General features: G+C 60.1%; 20 protein-coding genes. 8 read left to right on the top strand and 12 right to left on the bottom strand.

The features are described 5' to 3' along the window. Window positions 1–5: 5 nt before the first annotated feature. From rsmD to AC3IUA_RS28930, 4 genes are all read right to left on the bottom strand, one after another. A complete protein-coding gene (rsmD, locus tag AC3IUA_RS28945) occupies window positions 6–626 on the bottom strand; it encodes a 16S rRNA (guanine(966)-N(2))-methyltransferase RsmD (protein ID WP_489358186.1) in 621 nt (206 codons plus the stop codon). After that, the gene (locus tag AC3IUA_RS28940) at window positions 626–2116 is read right to left on the bottom strand and encodes a M16 family metallopeptidase (protein WP_489358185.1); all 1491 of its coding nucleotides are present in this window, start codon (window positions 2114–2116) and stop codon (window positions 626–628) included. Before AC3IUA_RS28940 ends, rsmD begins: the two co-directional genes overlap by 1 nt. Beyond that, window positions 2109–3464, bottom strand: a complete 1356-nt coding sequence (locus AC3IUA_RS28935) for a M16 family metallopeptidase (RefSeq protein WP_489358183.1) — start codon at window positions 3462–3464, stop codon at window positions 2109–2111. The genes AC3IUA_RS28940 and AC3IUA_RS28935 overlap by 8 nt, the downstream gene beginning before the upstream one ends. Before the next feature lie 201 nt (window positions 3465–3665). Continuing rightward, a complete protein-coding gene (locus AC3IUA_RS28930; protein ID WP_489358182.1) occupies window positions 3666–3812 on the bottom strand; it encodes a hypothetical protein in 147 nt (48 codons plus the stop codon). On the opposite strand from AC3IUA_RS28930, the gene ftsY reads away from it, so the two are divergent. The 4 genes from ftsY to rpoH all read left to right on the top strand — a co-directional run bounded on the left by ftsY (window position 3811) and on the right by rpoH (window position 8025). Beyond that, window positions 3811–5370 carry a signal recognition particle-docking protein FtsY gene (gene ftsY, locus AC3IUA_RS28925; protein ID WP_489358181.1) on the top strand — a complete coding sequence of 520 codons (1560 nt, stop codon included), beginning with the start codon at window positions 3811–3813 and terminating at the stop codon, window positions 5368–5370. The genes AC3IUA_RS28930 and ftsY overlap by 2 nt on opposite strands. Continuing rightward, on the top strand, window positions 5367–6038 hold the full coding sequence (gene ftsE, locus AC3IUA_RS28920) for a cell division ATP-binding protein FtsE (RefSeq protein ID WP_150802976.1): 672 nt from the start codon (window positions 5367–5369) through the stop codon (window positions 6036–6038). The genes ftsY and ftsE overlap by 4 nt, the downstream gene beginning before the upstream one ends. Next, window positions 6035–7057 carry a permease-like cell division protein FtsX gene (gene ftsX, locus AC3IUA_RS28915; RefSeq protein ID WP_489358180.1) on the top strand — a complete coding sequence of 341 codons (1023 nt, stop codon included), beginning with the start codon at window positions 6035–6037 and terminating at the stop codon, window positions 7055–7057. Before ftsE ends, ftsX begins: the two co-directional genes overlap by 4 nt. Window positions 7058–7170: 113 nt before the next feature. Beyond that, entirely contained in the window at window positions 7171–8025 is an 855-nt protein-coding gene (gene rpoH / locus AC3IUA_RS28910; protein ID WP_489358179.1) for an RNA polymerase sigma factor RpoH, read from the top strand. 188 nt (window positions 8026–8213) lie between these two features. Here rpoH and mtgA read toward each other — a convergent pair whose 3' ends face one another. Then, the gene (gene mtgA, locus AC3IUA_RS28905; RefSeq protein ID WP_489358178.1) at window positions 8214–8936 is read right to left on the bottom strand and encodes a monofunctional biosynthetic peptidoglycan transglycosylase; all 723 of its coding nucleotides are present in this window, start codon (window positions 8934–8936) and stop codon (window positions 8214–8216) included. Between the two features lie 74 nt (window positions 8937–9010). On the opposite strand from mtgA, the gene AC3IUA_RS28900 reads away from it, so the two are divergent. The 4 genes from AC3IUA_RS28900 (at window position 9011) to trmB (ending at window position 11260) form a co-directional block, all read left to right on the top strand. Further along, window positions 9011–9391: a DUF423 domain-containing protein gene (locus tag AC3IUA_RS28900; protein ID WP_489358177.1), complete on the top strand. Its 381-nt coding sequence runs from the start codon at window positions 9011–9013 to the stop codon at window positions 9389–9391. A 77-nt stretch (window positions 9392–9468) separates the two neighbouring features. Continuing rightward, window positions 9469–9669 (top strand): sulfur carrier protein ThiS, encoded by a 201-nt coding sequence (gene thiS, locus AC3IUA_RS28895; RefSeq protein WP_175645494.1) that lies wholly within the window; start codon window positions 9469–9471, stop codon window positions 9667–9669. A 61-nt stretch (window positions 9670–9730) separates the two neighbouring features. Further along, window positions 9731–10525 carry a thiazole synthase gene (locus tag AC3IUA_RS28890; RefSeq protein ID WP_489358176.1) on the top strand — a complete coding sequence of 265 codons (795 nt, stop codon included), beginning with the start codon at window positions 9731–9733 and terminating at the stop codon, window positions 10523–10525. A gap of 9 nt (window positions 10526–10534) precedes the next feature. After that, window positions 10535–11260: a tRNA (guanosine(46)-N7)-methyltransferase TrmB gene (trmB, locus tag AC3IUA_RS28885; protein WP_489358175.1), complete on the top strand. Its 726-nt coding sequence runs from the start codon at window positions 10535–10537 to the stop codon at window positions 11258–11260. Window positions 11261–11434: 174 nt separating this feature from the next. On the opposite strand, the gene AC3IUA_RS28880 is transcribed toward trmB, so the two are convergent. The 7 genes from AC3IUA_RS28880 to AC3IUA_RS28850 form a co-directional block, all read right to left on the bottom strand. Then, entirely contained in the window at window positions 11435–11758 is a 324-nt protein-coding gene (locus AC3IUA_RS28880; RefSeq protein ID WP_489358174.1) for a DUF3392 domain-containing protein, read from the bottom strand. Between the two features lie 9 nt (window positions 11759–11767). Then, window positions 11768–12970, bottom strand: coding sequence for a radical SAM family heme chaperone HemW (gene hemW, locus AC3IUA_RS28875; RefSeq protein ID WP_489358173.1), 1203 nt, complete (start codon window positions 12968–12970; stop codon window positions 11768–11770). Further along, window positions 12967–13560 carry an RdgB/HAM1 family non-canonical purine NTP pyrophosphatase gene (gene rdgB / locus AC3IUA_RS28870; protein ID WP_489358172.1) on the bottom strand — a complete coding sequence of 198 codons (594 nt, stop codon included), beginning with the start codon at window positions 13558–13560 and terminating at the stop codon, window positions 12967–12969. Before rdgB ends, hemW begins: the two co-directional genes overlap by 4 nt. After that, window positions 13560–13994: a DUF4426 domain-containing protein gene (locus AC3IUA_RS28865; protein ID WP_489358171.1), complete on the bottom strand. Its 435-nt coding sequence runs from the start codon at window positions 13992–13994 to the stop codon at window positions 13560–13562. The genes rdgB and AC3IUA_RS28865 overlap by 1 nt, the downstream gene beginning before the upstream one ends. A 25-nt stretch (window positions 13995–14019) precedes the next feature. Beyond that, window positions 14020–14640 carry a methionine biosynthesis protein MetW gene (gene metW, locus AC3IUA_RS28860; protein ID WP_489358170.1) on the bottom strand — a complete coding sequence of 207 codons (621 nt, stop codon included), beginning with the start codon at window positions 14638–14640 and terminating at the stop codon, window positions 14020–14022. 7 nt (window positions 14641–14647) lie between these two features. Next, window positions 14648–15787, bottom strand: a complete 1140-nt coding sequence (gene metX, locus AC3IUA_RS28855) for a homoserine O-succinyltransferase MetX (RefSeq protein WP_489358168.1) — start codon at window positions 15785–15787, stop codon at window positions 14648–14650. Window positions 15788–15919: 132 nt separating this feature from the next. Beyond that, complete coding sequence (locus tag AC3IUA_RS28850; RefSeq protein ID WP_489358167.1) at window positions 15920–17722, bottom strand: acyl-CoA dehydrogenase; 1803 nt, start codon at window positions 17720–17722, stop codon at window positions 15920–15922. Between the last annotated feature and the right edge of the window lie 103 nt (window positions 17723–17825).

Below are 17825 nucleotides of genomic sequence, written 5' to 3'. Positions count from 1 at the left end.
GTCGATTAACCGACTGTCTTTACCATACGTTGCCACAATGCATAGTAGACCCGTCCGGATTTTTGCTCCCGATGCAGGCGCCAGCTGGCCGGAAGGCCGAGGGTCGAGGGTGCGGTTTCGCTTTCGGTATAGATCCAGGCGTCGGCGGCCAGCCACTGGCGCTCTTCGAGCAGTGCGCAGACGACAGGCAACAAGTTCTGGTTGAACGGCGGATCGAGAAATACCAGGTCGAACGCCATCGCCGGCTGGCTTTCCAGATAACGCAAGGCGTCGGCGGTCTGCACCTGGCCGGTGGTGCAGCGCAGGGTGCCCAGGTGCTCGCGCAGGCTGGACACGGCGATGTTGCTGCTGTCCAGCGCCTGGCCCATGGCGGCGCCACGGGACAGGGCTTCGAGGAAAAGCGCGCCACTGCCAGCGAACGGGTCGAGCACTTTGGCCCCGGCCACGTACGGCGCGAGCCAGTTGAACAGGGTTTCACGGACCCGGTCCGGCGTCGGGCGCAGGCCCGGAGCGTCGGGGAAGCTCAAGCGACGGCTACGCCATTCGCCGCCGATGATGCGCAATTGGTTAACGCCGTTATGGACGTTGTGAAGCGGTTTTTTGCTGGGACGCGATGGGCTGGCCATTAATGCTCCGGAACCCCGAGCGGCTGCTCGGCGGGTTTATCAGTAGGGGCCGGTAACGGCTTTTGTGGCACGGTCGGACCAGCGCTGACAATGACCATCTTGTCGGTGCTCAGATGGTTGTTCAGTGCGGTCCTGACCTGCTCGACAGTCAAACTCTGGGACTGCTGCATGAAGTCTTCAAGATAGCTGAGCGGCAGGTTATAGAAACCCATGGCACCCAGTTGCCCGACGATATCGGCGTTGCTGGCGGTGGACAGCGGAAAGCTGCCGGCCAGTTCACGCTTGGCGTCGTCCAGTTCTTTCTGGGTCGGACCGGTTTTCAGGTAATCGGCGAGAACGTCCTGGACCAGTTTCAACGTGCCTTCGCTCATCTCGGCGCGGGTCTGCAGGTTGATCATGAACGGCCCGCGAGCCTGCATCGGGGTGAAACCGGAGTATACGCCGTAAGTCAGGCCGCGCTTCTCGCGTACTTCACTCATCAGTCGCGTGCCAAAACCGCCACCGCCGAGGATCTGATTGCCCATCGACAGTGCTGCGTAGTCCGGATCGTCACGGTTGATGCCCAATTGCGCGAGCATCAGGTTCGTCTGGTTGGACGGGAACTCGATATGACCGGTACTGGCCTTTGGCTCAATCGGTGGTTCGATCTTGGCCAGCGCCGGGCCTTTGGGCAGTGCGCTGGAGACTTGTGCGGCAATGACCTCGGCTTCGGCGCGCGACAGATCACCGACCAACGCGATCACCACATTGCCAGCGGCATAGGCCTTGGCGTGAAATGCCTCCAGCTGAGCGAGGCTGATGAGCGGAACGCTTTTCGCTGTGCCATCGCTGGAGTGGGCGTAAGGATGATCGCCGTACAGACGACTCATCAGCTCAAGGCTCGCCAGTTTGCCGGGACTCTGCTTCTGGTATTCGAAACCGGCGAGCATCTGGTTCTTGATTCGCGCCAGCGAGTCGGCCGGGAAGGTCGGTTTACCCACCACTTCGGCAAACAGCTTCAAGGCAGGTGTGCGTTTATCCACAGCGCTCAGGCTGCGCAGCGAAGCAACGGCCATGTCTTTGTAAGCGCCGTTGCCAAAATCGGCCCCCAGACCTTCGAAGCCTTCGGCAATCCCGCCGACGTCTTTGCCGGCGACGCCTTCATTGAGCATGGCGTTGGTCAGCAATGCCAGGCCGGGCGCGCTGCCATCCTGGCTGCTGCCAGCGGCGAACGTCAGGCGCATGTCGAACATTGGCAGTTCGCGGGCTTCAACGAACAGCACCTTGGCGCCTTCGGCGGTTTGCCAGGTTTGTACATCCAGCGCACGACGCCCCGGCGCCTTGCCGTCCAGTTCCGCCAATGATTGCAGCTTCTTGCTGGCTTTGGCCTTATCCAGCGCCTGGCTGGCATCGGACTCGCTCGGGCGGCTGAGGTAGAAGCCCAGCGAGCCAACCAGTGCGACGAGTACCAGGCCGATCAAGGCCAGGCGTGATTTTTTGCGCTCACTCATGGGCGGTCTCCTCGGGCAGGACATGCGCAACGCTGAGACGTTCGCGGGTGAAATAGGTGCGGGCGGCGTTCTGGATATCTTGCGGGGTCACGCTTTGCAGCTCGTCGAGCTCGCTGTCCATCAGTTTCCAGGACAGGCCGACGGTTTCCAGCTGGCCGATGGCGGTGGCCTGGCTGGTGATCGAATCGCGTTCGTAGACGAGGCCGGCGATCACCTGGGCGCGGACGCGTTCCAACTCTTCAGCCGTTGGTGCGGTGGTTTTCAACTGATCGAGCAGGCGCCACAGACCGGCTTCGGCCTGGGCCATGGTTTTGTTTTTCTGCGAGTTGGGCGTCGCGGAAAGCGTGAACAGGCTGTCACCGCGGGTGTAGGCGTCATAATCCGACGAACCGCCGGAGACCAGTTCTTCACCGCGCTCCAGTTGGGTCGGGATGCGTGCGCTATAACCGCCGTCGAGCAGCGCCGAGATCAGCCGCAGGGCATTCACCGAGCGCTTGTCCACTGCAGTGGCGATGCTCGGCACGTTGAAGCCCAGCATCAGGCTCGGTAGTTGAGTCTTCACGTGCAGGGTAATCTGGCGTTCGCCGGGTTCGGCCAGTTCTCGCGGGATCTTCGCCGGCGGTACGTCGCGCCTGGCAATCGGACCGAAGTAGCGCTGGGCCAGAGCCTTGACCTCATCCGGGGTCACGTCGCCGACCACCACCAGGGTGGCGTTGTTCGGCACATACCAGGACGTGTACCAGTTACGCAGTTCCTCGACCTTCATCCGGTCCAGGTCAGCCATCCAGCCGATGGTCGGCGTGTGGTAGCCGCTCGCCGGGTAGGCCATTGCCTTGAAGCGCTCGTAGGCCTTGGACATGGGTTTGTCGTCGGTGCGCAGGCGGCGCTCTTCCTTGATCACTTCGATCTCGCGACTGAACTCGTCGGCCGGCAGGCGCAGATTGGCCATGCGGTCGGCTTCCAGCTCGAAGGCCACGGCCAGGCGGTCGCGGGCCAGTACCTGGTAATAAGCGGTGAAGTCGTCGCTGGTGAAGGCATTCTCTTCGGCGCCCAGATCGCGCAGGATCAACGAGGCTTCGCCGGGGCCGACTTTCTCGCTGCCCTTGAACATCATGTGCTCCAGGGCGTGGGACAAACCGGTCTGGCCCGGGGTTTCATAGCTGGAGCCGACCTTGTACCAAACCTGCGAAACCACCACAGGCGCGCGATGGTCTTCGCGCACGACCACTTTAAGGCCGTTGTCGAGGGTGAACTCATGGGTGGGTTGTGGATCGGCAGCCAATGCTGAAAGGGGCAGACAAACTGTACTGAACAGCAGGCCTGCGGCGCGGCGGGCTAGAGCATTCATTCGTTTTTAAACCTGTTGGGCTGCCCGCTTGGTCTTAGCGTCGGCGGGCGAGAGGGTGCTAGGATACTGATCCGTTTTACTGGCGGCCACGCCTATCAGGCCTTTGATCGGTCAGCAGGTTGTATGAGTTTCCGGCAGAAGCTTTGAGTTTGTCAGCTAAACTCTGGGTTTTCGCCGACGATGCCGTTCCAGTCCTTCGTATTAGTCGACCTTTGAGGTGCCGATCAGCACCTCGACAAAATGTTGCGCGTGAACAAGCTGGGTAAAAAGCAGTCTGTTCTGCATCGAATATTTATTTGCCGAGGCGCCACATTGGCGCGTCGCTACCTTGAGATAGCCGTCATCCATGTTTGGTTCCAACGACGACAAGAAGACCCCAGCTGCGGCTGGCGAGAAAAAAGGCCTGTTCGGATGGCTGCGCAAAAAGCCGCAGGAAACCGTCGTCGAACAGCCGCAAGCCAATCCTGAGCCTACCCCTGAACCGGTTGTAGATGCTGCACCGGTTGTAGACGTGTCCGCTGCGATCGTTTCGCCTGTCGCCGAACCGGTCTCTCAGCCGGTGGCGGAGTCTGCGGCTGTCGCACCTGCACCGACTGCGCACACCGAGCATAAGCCGTGGCCGGTTCTGCCCGTGGCAGAAGAGCCGGTCGGGTTGGTCGAGGATGTGTTGGCACCGCATATCACCCCGCCGATTCCTGCGCCGACAGAGATTCAGCAAGCGGTACAGCTGCTGGTTAGCGAGCCGGTTGCAGTGGTCGAGCCGGTGACAGCGGAACCGATAATTGCCGAGCCCGATGTTCCAGAGGCAGTAATTGCGGCATTTTTGGTTCCAGAACCTGTCCCTGCACCAGCTCCTGCAGCGGTTGTTGCTGCATCTGTTGCTCCTGCTGTTGTTGCTACTGTTGTGCCAGCGCCCCCTACACCGCTCGCATCGTCCGTAACCGTCGAACCAGCCCGCGCCAGCAGCGAAGAAAAAGTCGGTTTCTTTGCCCGCCTCAAGCAAGGCCTGTCCAAGACCAGCGCCAGCATCGGCGAGGGCATGGCCAGCCTGTTCCTCGGCAAGAAGCTGATCGATGACGAGCTGCTCGAGGACATCGAAACCCGTCTGCTGACGGCTGACGTCGGCGTCGAAGCGACCTCGGTGATCATCCAGAGCCTGACTCAGAAAGTCGCGCGCAAACAGCTGGCCGACGCCGATGCGCTGTACAAATCCCTGCAGGTCGAGCTCGCGGCCATGCTCAAACCAGTCGAGAAGCCGCTAAACATCAGCTCGCAGAACAAGCCGTTCGTGATTCTGGTGGTCGGCGTCAACGGCGCCGGTAAAACCACCACCATCGGCAAACTGGCGAAGAAGCTGCAGCTCGAAGGCAAGAAAGTCATGCTCGCGGCTGGTGATACCTTCCGCGCGGCGGCAGTCGAGCAGTTGCAGGTCTGGGGCGAGCGCAACAAGATTCCGGTGATTGCCCAGCACACTGGGGCTGATTCCGCCTCGGTGATCTTCGACGCGGTGCAGGCCGCCAAAGCCCGTGGCATCGACGTATTGATCGCCGACACCGCCGGTCGCCTGCACACCAAAGACAACCTGATGGAAGAACTGAAAAAGGTTCGCCGGGTCATCAGCAAACTCGATGCTGATGCGCCGCATGAAGTGCTGCTGGTGCTCGACGCCGGTACGGGTCAGAACGCGATCAGCCAGGCCAAGCAATTCCATCAGACAGTCGAGCTGACCGGTCTAGCCTTGACTAAGCTCGACGGTACGGCCAAAGGCGGGGTGATCTTTGCCCTGGCCAAGCAATTTGGCCTGCCCATTCGCTACATCGGTGTCGGTGAAAGCATCGATGATTTGCGTACTTTTGAAGCTGAACCCTTTGTCCAGGCACTGTTTGCCGAACGGGAGCGTTCATGATTCGTTTCGAACAGGTCGGTAAGCGCTATCCGAACGGTCACGTCGGCTTGCATGAGCTGAGCTTTCGAGTCCGTCGGGGCGAATTCTTGTTTGTCACAGGCCATTCCGGCGCCGGTAAAAGCACCTTGCTGCGATTGTTGCTGGCCATGGAACGTCCGACCACCGGCAAACTGCTGCTGGCCGGTCAGGATCTGGGTCAGATCAGCAACGCACAGATTCCTTTCCTGCGGCGGCAGATCGGCGTGGTGTTCCAGAACCACCAGTTGCTGTTCGACCGTACTATATTCAACAACATCGCCTTGCCGTTGCAGATTCTCGGTCTGTCCAAGGCCGAGATTACCAAGCGCGTTGATTCGGCCCTGGAACGCGTGGCGCTTTCGGACAAGACCGATCTGTACCCTGGCGATCTGTCCACCGGTCAACAGCAGCGCGTCGGCATTGCCCGTGCCATCGTTCACCGCCCGGCGTTGCTGCTGGCGGACGAACCGACCGGTAACCTCGATCCGCGTCTGGCGGCAGAAATCATGGGCGTATTCGAAGACATCAACCGGCTGGGCACCAGTGTGCTGATTGCCAGCCACGACCTGGCGCTGATTGCCCGCATGCGCCATCGCATGCTGACGCTGCAGCGTGGCCGGTTGATCGGCGACGGGGAGGCCGGGGTATGAGTGCGACACGCAGTCCGAAAGTTTCCGAACGTGTGGCGCCCAAAGCCGCCGACCCGCAACCGCAGAAGAAAAAACGCGACGAAGACGACGGCCCGGATTTCAGCACCTTGCTGCACGCCTGGATTGAAAGTCACCGCGCCAGCTTGCTGGACAGCCTGCGTCGCCTGGGCAAACAGCCGATCGGCAGCTTTTTCACCTGCCTGGTAATGGCGGTTGCCCTGAGCTTGCCGATGGGGCTGTCACTTTTGCTGAACAACGTCGAACGTCTCGGCGGTTCGTGGCAGCGTGCGGCGCAGATTTCCCTGTACCTGCAACTCGACGCCAGCACCACCGAAGGCGAGCAGTTGCGTGAACAGATCATGGGCCTGCCGGGTGTCGCGCAAGCCGAATACATCAGCCGTGACCAGGCCCTGGAAGAGTTCCAGCAGCAGTCCGGGCTGGGCGAGGCGCTCAAGGAATTGCCGCACAATCCGTTGCCGGGAGTGGTGCTGGTGACGCCGAACGAAGTCGACAAGCCGGCTCTTGAAGCATTAAGACAAAGACTTTCCGAGCTGCCGAAGGTGCAACAGGCGCAACTTGATCTAGTCTGGGTCGAGCGTCTGGCAGCGATCCTCAAGCTGGGCGACCGTTTTGTCTTCGGTTTGACCGTGCTTCTGGTTTCTGCATTACTTTTGGTGATAGGCAATACCATTCGTCTTCATATTGAAAACCGTCGCACCGAGATAGAAGTGATTAAACTGGTCGGCGGCACTGACAGCTATGTGCGTAGGCCCTTTCTATATATGGGTGCGCTGTATGGCTTCGGTGCGGGGATTTTTTCCTGGGGCGTACTGGCGTTCGGCCTCGACTGGCTGAACGATGCGGTGGTCGGGCTGGCCGGGCTGTATGGCAGTGATTTTGCGCTGGCCGGTGTGCCGGTCGCCGATGGTCTGTCACTCTTGCTTGGCGCGGTCCTGTTGGGGTATATCGGTGCATGGATTGCGGTAGCACGCCACCTTCGGGAGCTTGCGCCGAAATAATGTCTTTTTGCTTGTATTGACTTTTCAGCTTTCTAGGGAACTTGTATTTCGGTTTCCGGTCAATTTTCGCAGTGCTGAACTGCACGAGTTATGTGAGTCGGAGGTTTTTTCGTATGACCACTTCTTTGCAACCTGCATATGCTTTAGTCCCGGGCGCAAACCTGGAGGCTTATGTGCACACGGTGAACAGCATTCCATTGCTGACACCGGAGCAGGAGCGTGAACTGGCCGAGAGTCTCTACTATGAGCAGGATTTGGGGGCGGCTCGGCAGATGGTGCTCGCCCACCTGCGTTTTGTTGTGCATATTGCCCGTAGCTATTCCGGCTACGGCCTGGCCCAGGCTGACCTGATCCAGGAAGGCAACGTCGGGCTGATGAAAGCAGTAAAGCGCTTCAACCCGGAAATGGGTGTGCGCCTGGTGTCGTTCGCCGTGCACTGGATCAAGGCTGAAATCCACGAGTTCATCCTGCGCAACTGGCGCATCGTCAAGGTCGCCACGACCAAGGCCCAGCGCAAGCTGTTCTTCAACCTGCGCAGCCAGAAAAAACGTCTGGCCTGGCTGAACAATGAGGAAGTCCATCGTGTGGCGGAAAGCCTCGGCGTAGAGCCGCGGGAAGTACGCGAGATGGAAAGTCGCCTGACCGGACATGACATGGCCTTCGATCCGGCAGCAGAAGCGGACGACGACAGCGCCTTCCAGTCGCCGGCGAACTATCTGGAAGACCACCGGTACGACCCGGCCCGTCAACTGGAAGAAGCCGACTGGAGCGACAACTCGAACCACAACCTGCACGAAGCGCTGGAAGTGCTCGACGATCGCAGCCGCGACATCCTCTACCAGCGCTGGCTGGCGGAAGAGAAAGCCACGCTGCATGACCTGGCGCAGAAGTACAACGTGTCGGCCGAGCGTATTCGTCAGCTCGAGAAGAGCGCGATGAACAAGCTCAAGTTGTCGATCGCCGCCTGATCGCAGCGAAAACACAAAAAAACGCCCCGATCTGATCGGGGCTTTTTTGTTTAGGTCTCAAGATCCAAAGATCGTTCGAGCGCGGCCCGAACATTCGGCAGCTCCTGCGCCGATGCGACGTGCATCCGGATTCTGTCGGAGCTGCCGATAGGCTGCGATCTTTTTCCAGAGAACGACGCAGTCTCGGATCACTGCGCCCAAGGCGCCCTGCGCGAATCGTTCAGCCCTGCCAGATAACCCTCGCCACCCAATTGCCCCATCTGTCGGCGAATCCAGCCGGCGCGGCGCGCCACATAGCTGCTTGGATGGCTGGCGCTCCACGCGCGCGGGTTGGGCAATACGGCCGCCAGCAGGCTGGCTTGTTGGCGCGACAGTGAGCCTGCGCCAATACCGAAGTGATGTCGGGCCGCTGCTTCGGCGCCGAAGACCCCGGCATCCCATTCCACGCTGTTGAGGTAGACCTCAAGAATCCGTTGCTTGGGCCAGAGTATTTCGATCAGCCCGGTAAACCAGGCTTCCAGCCCTTTGCGCAACCAGCTGCGACCCGACCACAGAAACAGGTTCTTCGACACCTGCTGGCTCAGGGTGCTGGCGCCGCGGATCGAACCGCCGCGCTCGTTATGGGCAAATGCCGCCTGAATCGCACCGAAATCAAAACCCCAGTGCTCGGAGAACTTCTGATCTTCGCCGGCAATCACTGCGATTTTCAGGTCGTCCGAGATCTTCTCCCATGGCTGCCAGCTACGTTGCAGGTCGATCGGCTCACCGTTGAACCAGGATTCGACCTTACGCTCGACCATCAGCGCCGTTCCCGGTGGTGGCACGAAGCGAAACACCAGCACCAGCAGAACGCTGCCAGCTGCGAACCAGAGCAGGGCTTTGGTGAATCGACGAAAAAATAAACGCAGCATAGAGATGGCTTGGCCGAACCCGTTGAGCGGGCCATTATACAGACCCTGTTGAATGAGTCTGACTGGAGTTCTACATGCTGCGTGGCTTTTTGATGCTGGCTGCCTTCTTCGGCTTTACCGGCGTTGCCCTCGGCGCGTTTGCCGCCCACGGCCTGAAAAATCGCCTGAGCGCGGAATACCTGGCGATTTTTCATACAGGGGTCACCTATCAGTTGGTGCATACCTTGGCGTTGCTGGGCGTCGCGCTGTTGGCCACTCAAATACCCGGGAGGCTGATTACATGGGCCGGCGCCTCATTTGTCATCGGCATCCTGTTGTTCTCCGGCAGCCTCTATCTGCTGACCCTGACCGGAATCAGCAAGCTCGGTATTGTAACGCCCTTCGGGGGTCTGGCCTTCCTGACAGGCTGGTTCTGCCTGGGGTTTGCAGCCTGGCGCGTGCAGCTCGCCGCTTGAGGCGACCGACAGGGCTTGGGTCGGCCTGACTGATCGGGCTAGAATGCTGACCCCTAAAAATGATGACGGCATCCGGCATGCGCATTCAGTTGAACGGTGAATCCTTTGAACTGCCCGACGGCGAAACCGTCGCGGCCCTGCTGACCCGTCTGGACCTGACCGGACGCCGGGTGGCGGTCGAACTCAATCTGGATATCGTCCCGCGCAGCCAGCATGCCGAGACCGCGCTCAGTGAGGGCGATCAGGTCGAAGTGGTCCACGCCATCGGCGGCGGCTAGGGCTCCCGGTCATTCATCAGCAAAGAATTCTGCAGAACCTCACCCCTACAGAGGATTTCCCATGAGCAACGTTCGTAGCGATAAGCCCTTCGTCCTGGCCGGTCGTACTTACCAGTCGCGTTTGCTGGTCGGCACCGGCAAGTACCGCGACATGGAAGAAACCCGTCTGGCAATCGAAGCCTCGGGCGCGGAAATCGTCACCGTTGCCGTGCGCCGGACCAATATCGGCCAGAACCCGGGTGAACCGAACCTGCTCGATATCCTGCCGCCGGATCGTTACACCATCCTGCCGAACACCGCCGGTTGCTATGACGCGATCGAGGCCGTGCGTACTTGCCGTCTTGCCCGTGAACTGCTGGATGGCCACAACCTGGTCAAGCTGGAAGTCCTGGCGGATCAGAAGACCCTGTTTCCCAACGTCATCGAAACCCTCAAGGCCGCAGAAATATTGGTCAAGGATGGTTTCGACGTGATGGTCTACACCAGCGATGATCCGATCATTGCTCGTCAACTGGAGCAGATCGGCTGCATCGCCGTGATGCCATTGGCCGGCCTGATCGGTACCGGGCTGGGGATCTGCAACCCGTACAACCTGCGGATCATCCTCGAAGAAGCCAACATCCCGGTGCTGGTGGATGCCGGCGTGGGTACCGCTTCCGACGCCACCATCGCCATGGAGCTGGGTTGCGAAGCGGTGCTGATGAACTCGGCCATCGCCAATGCGCAACAGCCGATCATGATGGCTGAAGCCATGAAGCACGCCATTGTTGCAGGTCGTCTGGCCTATCTCGCCGGGCGCATGCCGAAAAAACTCTATGCCAGCGCCTCCTCGCCGCTGGATGGTCTGATCAAGTAAGAGCCATTGATGACTGAATCAAACGACACGCCTATCCAGCCGCAAGAAGGCGAAGAACGCCAGCACCGCCGTATCAAGAGTTTCGTGATGCGCGCCGGGCGTATGACCGAAGGCCAGCAGAAAGGTCTGGAGCAAGGTACGCCGCTGTTCGTTCTGCCGCTGGCCGATGCACCGGTGGACTTCGACCAGGTGTTCGGCCGCTCGGCGCCACGCACTCTGGAAATCGGTTTCGGCATGGGTCATTCGTTGCTGGAAATGGCTGCCGCTTCACCTGAACAGGATTTCATCGGTGTTGAAGTCCACCGTCCGGGTGTAGGCGCGCTGCTCAATGGCGTGTTGACTCAGGGCCTGACCAACCTGCGGGTCTACGATTGCGACGCAATCGAAGTGCTCAACCGCTGTATTGCGGATAACAGCCTTGATCGTCTGCTGCTGTTTTTCCCGGACCCTTGGCACAAGAGCCGTCACCACAAGCGTCGCATCGTGCAGGCGTCTTTCGCCGAACTGGTACGCAGCAAGTTGAAAGTCGGCGGTGTGCTGCATATGGCGACCGATTGGGAACCCTATGCCGAGTACATGCTGGAAGTCATGGATGTCGCGCCGGGCTACCGCAACCTGGCCGAGGACGGCAAATGCGTGCCGCGCCCGACCGAACGCCCAATCACCAAGTTCGAACGCCGTGGTGAGCGTCTAGGGCATGGGGTTTGGGATTTGAAGTTCGAGAAGCTGGCTTAAGTCTGTGGCGAGGGGGCTTGCCCCCGTTCGGCTGCGTAGCAGTCGTAAACCATTCCGCGCGGTGTACCTGATCCAGCGCGGTGGCTGGTTTTGGGGCTGCTTCGCGACCCAGTGCGGGCAAGCCCGCTCGCCACAGCAAGCGCGCTCCCACATTTGTTTTGGGTTGTGTTCGGGTCAGCGGCGATCTGCAACCACCCCAATCAACACCAGTACCACCAACAACACCGGCGCCAGGCTGTAGTTGTTGAATTGGCTCAGGCCTTTGATGATCCAGGGTGTGGCATAGATCAGTGCGACGCCGCTGCCGACCATGCACAGCAGGGCCATCAGCGGTACGCGCAAGGCGCCGGCGATGCCACCCAGGCGTTGTTCGACCCAACCTTTAATGTCGGCGCCGAACAGCACCAGCAGGCAGCCGACCAGCGCCAGAGAGATTTCCGAAAGGTTGCTGCGGCTCCAGCGGGACACGCTGGCGAGCAGGTCGAGTACCAAATCCATTCGATTTCCTTATGTCAGAAAATTCTGCAGCAAGTCATTGAGAAAGAGTTGTCCGCGCTCGGTGGCTGCCAGACGTGACGGTTCGACCTGCAACAAGCCACTTTGTTCGGCTTCGCGACGGCCTTCAGCGAGGCTTTCCAGGGGCAGCCCGGTGCGCTCCGGATAAAGCCTGGATTCGACGCCATCGGTCAAGCGCAAGGCGTTCATCAGGAACTCGAACGGCAACTCTTCGTTGCTCAGGGATTTCTCGCCGGCCTGAAAGCTTTTCGCCGGGTTCAGGTAGTCCTTGGGCAGTCGGGTTTTCCAGGTGCGTACGATACGCCCGTCGGGATGGCTGAGTTTGCCATGGGCGCCCGCACCGATGCCGATGAAGTCGCCAAAGCTCCAGTAGTTGAGGTTATGCCGCGCCGGGCGTCCGGGCTGGGCATAAGCGGAGACTTCGTATTGGGTGTAACCGTGCTCGGCCAGCAGTGCCTGGCCAGCTTCCTGAATGTCCCAGAGGGTGTCGTCTTCGGGCAGGGTCGGCGGCTGGTTCCAGAATACTGTGTTGGGCTCCAGGGTCAGCTGATACCAGGACAAATGGGTCGGGTTCAGCGCAATGGCCTGGCGCAGGTCGCTCAGGGCATCATCCAGGGATTGATCGGGCAAGCCGTGCATCAGGTCCAGATTGAAGTTGTCGAAGCCCGCCTGACGGGCCATGCCGGCGGCACGTACGGCTTCGTCTCCGTTGTGGATCCGGCCCAGCGCCTTGAGTTTCTCTTCCTGGAAACTCTGGATACCGATCGACAAGCGATTGATGCCCAGGGCGCGGTAAGCGACGAACTTCTCCTGCTCGAAGGTCCCGGGATTGGCTTCCAGGGTGATCTCGATGTCGCTGGCAAACGGGATACGTTGTTCCACGCCTTTGAGCAGGCGGCCCAAAGCGTCGGCGCTGAACAGGCTGGGCGTGCCGCCGCCGAAAAAGATCGAACTCAGTTCGCGGCCGTAGACGGCGTGCAGGTCCTGATCAAGATCGGCCAACAGCGCGTCGACATACTCCTGTTCCGGCAGCACGGGGCTTGCAGTATGGGAGTTGAAGTCGCAATACGGGCATTTGCGTACACACCAGGGAATGTGGATGTACAGGGCCAGGGGCGGCAGCTGGGGCAGGGCCGCGCGAGGCGTTTGCGCACCGCCGAAGATCAGCGGCTGCGCGGATGAATCCTTAGTCATGCCAGCCCCAGACGCTGACGCAGCAGGGCCATGGCGCGGGCGCGATGGCTCAATTGGTTTTTCTCGCTCGGGCTGAGTTCGGCGCTGGAGCAATTGCGCTCCGGGACCCAGAACAGCGGGTCGTAGCCGAAACCGTGTGCCCCGCTGGCGGCAGGCAGGATACGCCCATGCCACAGCCCTTCGCAGAGAATCGGTAGCGGATCATCGGCGTGTCGAACCAGGGCCAGCACGCAAACGAACTGCGCGCCGCGCTCGGCTTCAGGCACATCCTTCAAGACCTCCAGCAGCTTGGCGTTGTTGGCCGCGTCGCCTTGGCCTTCGGCGTAGCGTGCGGAGTAGATGCCGGGCGCGCCGCCGAGAAAGTTCACCGCCAGCCCGGAATCATCGGCCAATGCCGGCAGACCGGAAATGCGCGCGGCATTACGGGCCTTGAGGATGGCGTTTTCGACGAACGACAGGCCGGTTTCTTCCGGTTCGACGCTGCTGAACTCGCCAATCGAGCGCAAATGCACGGACTCGCCGAGCATGGCCTGGAGTTCTTTGAGTTTGCCGGCGTTGTGGCTGGCCAATACGAGTTGCGTGAAATTCATTATTCGCCCGGGAATAGCTCTTGGTTGAAACTGAAGCTGTTGGTTTTGCCGCCAGTTTTAACATTGATCGTGAAGGTGCGGGTTTCCTGTTGGTCCACAGGGAACTGCGCAATGTAATAGATCGCGCCTTGCTCGGTGATCTGCTTGAACTTCAGCGGGATGGGTGCGCTGATGAGGTCTTTGACCGTGCCGCTGACGTCAGAAACCAACGGTTTTCCGTCCTTGAGCACGGAGACATTGATTACGCCCTGATTCTTGCTGCGCACCAGTTCAGCGGCTTTGGCGATGTCCGGCTGAATGAACGTCGAGTTGAAGGTGTTGTAGTGCACGGTGATGTCACCGAACACTTCCTTGCGTTCGCCTTTGATTGCATCGGCCGCCATGGCGGTCAGGCTCAGGCAGGCAGTGAGTAGAAAAATAGCCAAGCGACCCATGTTCGTTCTCCTCGAAGTAGCGTGGTTATACCGCGACCTGGTGATCCTGCAGGCCAGGGCTGCTGACGCGATAGATACCGATTTCACCTAATAGATTAGGCCATAGCTTACTGGCCCACCCATGTCGATGTTGTTGATCGACGGCAAGCCGATCGATGACCCGCGCTTTACGCTCACTGCACAGGGCTTCGAAGTCTTCAAAGGTGCAGAAGTGGATGTTCGGCGTGTTGTACCAGGTGTAGGGGAGGAAGTCCGAAACGGGCATCCGGCCTTTGCTGGCCAGGTACCAGCGGCAGCGCCAGTGACCGAAGTTGGGGAAGGTAATGATGCACTGACGACCGACCCGCAACATTTCGTCGAGGATCCGGTCCGGGTAGTGCACGGCTTGCAGGGCTTGGGTCATGACCACGACATCGAAACTGTTGCTGGCAAAGTTGCCCAGCCCCTTGTCCAGATTCTGCTCGATGACGTTGATGCCTTTGGCGACGCATTCGGCAATGTTGTCCGGGTCGTTTTCCAGGCCGTAGCCGGTGACTTGCTTGTGATCCCGCAACCAGGTGAGCAGTTCGCCATTGCCACAGCCGAGGTCGAGCACGCGGCTGCCGGCGGGGATCCAGTCTTGGATGATTTCCAGGTCGGCTCTCATGGCGTCCTCAAAGCGAAATTCGGTTCATGTAGTTGCTGAAAGCCTGCAAGTAGCGCGGGATCGGAATCAGGAAGGCGTCGTGGCCTTGCGGAGCATCAATTTCCAGATAGCAAACGTCTTTCTTGGCCGCCATCAGTGCGTCCACCAACTCCCGCGAGCGGGCCGGGGAGAAGCGCCAGTCGGTGGTGAAAGACATCACGCAGAACCTGGCTTTGGCTCCGGCGAAGGTTCTCGCCAGATCGTCATCGTAACTCGCCGCTGGATCGAAGTAGTCCAGGGCCTTGGTCATCAGCAGGTAGGTGTTGGCGTCGAAACGTCCGGAGAACTCCTCACCCTGATAACGCAGATAGCTTTCGACCTGGAACTCGACACTGTGAAAGTCGTAGTTGAGCTTTTCGCTCTTCAGGCCACGGCCGAATTTCTCGCCCATGGAGTCATCCGACAGGTACGTGATGTGTCCGACCATCCGCGCCAGCATCAGCCCGCGCTTGGGGATCACGCCCTGTTCCTGGAACGACCCGCCATGGAAGTCGGGGTCGGTCAGGATGGCCTGACGCGCCACTTCGTTGAAGGCGATATTCTGCGCCGACAGCTTGGGGGCCGAGGCGATCGCCAGGCAGTGACGGATGCGCTCGGGGTAGCTGATGCTCCACTGCAAGGCCTGCATGCCGCCCAGGCTGCCGCCGATCACCGCGGCCCACTGGCTGATGCCCAGCAGGTCTGCCAGGCGCGCCTGGCTGTGGACCCAGTCTTCGACGGTCAATACCGGGAAGTCGGCGCCAAAGGGCTTGCCGCTTTCCGGATTGATGCTGCTCGGCCCGGTGGAGCCGTTGCAGCCGCCGAGGTTGTTCAGGCTGACGACGAAGAACTTGTTGGTATCGATCGGTTTTCCGGGGCCGATGCAGCTGTCCCACCAACCGGGTTTCCGGTCGTCGGGGCTATGAAAGCCTGCCGCGTGATGGTGGCCGGACAACGCATGGCAGATCAGCACGGCGTTGCTGGCCGTGGCGTTCAGCTCGCCATAGGTTTCGTAGATCAGATCATAGGCTGGCAAGGAGCGGCCGCAGGCAAGGGCCAGGGGCTCGCTGAAGTGCGCCATTTTCGGCGTCACCAAACCAACAGAATCGTGGGGAAAGACAGTGGACATCGACCCTGCTCTCGCTTAAATGAGGCGTAAGTCTAATGAGCGCTGTCCCCAGCAGCAAGCAAAGGCCGGGGCATCTGGAAATTAGTCTGTTTCCAGAAACTCCGGCACCGGCCTCTGGGTGGTTTCAGGCGATCAAAACCACTCATCGCGCATGGTCAGGCACGTATCGTCGCGGGCTTCGAGAATCGCCAGCTCATGATGGCAGCCTGGTACTTCCCAGGTCAGGAAGTAGCGGGCGGCTTGCAGCTTGCCTTTGTAGAAGCTGACATCCGCCCCATTGCCCTTGAGCAGTCCTTCTTCAGCGCGGATCGCCTGTTCCAGCCAGCGCCAGCCGATCACCGTGTGGCCGAACGCTTTGAGGTACAACGCCGAATTGGCCAGACTGCTGTTGACCTTGCCTTGACCCAGGTCGGTCAGCAGGCCGAGGGTGACGGTTTGCAGTCGTGCGACCAGTTGCTCCAGCGGTTGACGCAGCGGCGTCAAGGATTCATGGGTCTGTGCCCGCTCGGCGGTGTTGGCGATCAGCCGAATCAACTGCTTGAGCCCGGCCCCGCCGTTCTGCGCGAGTTTACGCCCCAGCAGGTCCAGTGACTGGATGCCGTGGGTGCCTTCGTGGATCGGGTTCAGGCGATTGTCGCGGTAGTACTGTTCCACCGGGTATTCGCGGGTGTAGCCGTGACCGCCGAGAATCTGGATCGCCAGTTCGTTGGCCTTCAGGCAGAACTCTGAAGGCCAGGATTTGACAATCGGGGTCAGCAGGTCCAGCAGCTCGTGGGCCTGCTTACGTTCGGCTTCGGTCTCGAGGGTGGTGGTGTCGTCGAACAATCTCGCTGCATACAGACCCAGGTCGAAAGCGCCCTCGACGTAAGCCTTTTGGGTCAGCAACATGCGTTTGACATCGGCGTGCTGGATGATCGAGACCGGTGCAGTATTCGGGTCCTTGCTGTCCGGCAGGCGACCTTGCGGACGCTCGCGAGCGTACTCCAGGGAATACAGGTAACCGGCGTAGCCGAGCATCACCGCACCCATGCCGACGCCGATCCGTGCTTCGTTCATCATCTGGAACATGTAGCCAAGGCCGTGGTGCGGCTTACCCACCAGATAGCCGACACATTCCCCGTTATCGCCGAAGTTCAGTGCGGTGGAGGTGGTGCCGCGCCAACCCATCTTGTGGAACAGCCCGGCCAGCAGCACGTCGTTGCGCGGGCCGAGACTGCCGTCATCGTTGACCAGGAACTTGGGCACGATAAACAGTGAAATGCCTTTTACCCCCGCGGGCGCATCCGGCAACTTGGCCAGGACCATGTGCACAATGTTTTCCGACAACGAATGGTCGCCGCCAGAGATAAAGATCTTGTTGCCCTTGAGCCGGTAGGAGCCATCGGCGGCCGGTTCGGCGCGGGTGCGGATGTCCGACAGCGACGAGCCGGCATGGGGTTCAGTCAAGGCCATGGTGCCGAAGAAGCGGCCGTCGATCATGGGCTGCAGGAAGCGCTGTTTTTGCTCCTCGGTACCGAAGCTTTCGATCAGGTTCGCGGCACCCATGGTCAGGAACGGGTACGAGGTCGATGCCGCATTGGCCGATTGGAAATGCGCGAAGCAGGCTTGCGAGAGCAGGGTCGGCAACTGCATGCCGCCAGCCTCGAAACTGCGCGCGGCGTTGAGAAAGCCGGCTTCGAGGAAAGCATCGACTGCCGGTTTCACCTCTGGAATCAGGATCGCCTTGCCGTCTTCGTAGCGCGGCTCGTTCTCGTCACCCTTGCGGTTGTGCGGGGCGAAAAACTTCTCGGCAATGCTTCGGGCGGTGCCGATAGCAGCATCGAAGGTCTCGCGATTGTGCTCGGCAAACCGCTCACGCTGAGTCAGGCCCTCGGCATCAAGAACTTCATACAGCTCGAAAGCCAGATTGCGGGAACTGAGCAACGTCTCGGACATGGCGGCCTACCTTCTTTTTGGGATGGGCCGAGTCTAGGCGCGGGGAGGGTAGGGTGAACAGGATGATTGATGAGCGTGATGGAGGGGCAGAACGAGGCGAGTA

Source organism: Pseudomonas sp. KH_050 (assembly GCF_057838875.1).
The sequence above is the reverse complement of the archived record's forward strand: the minus strand, read 5'-3'. Positions and strand labels throughout refer to the sequence as shown.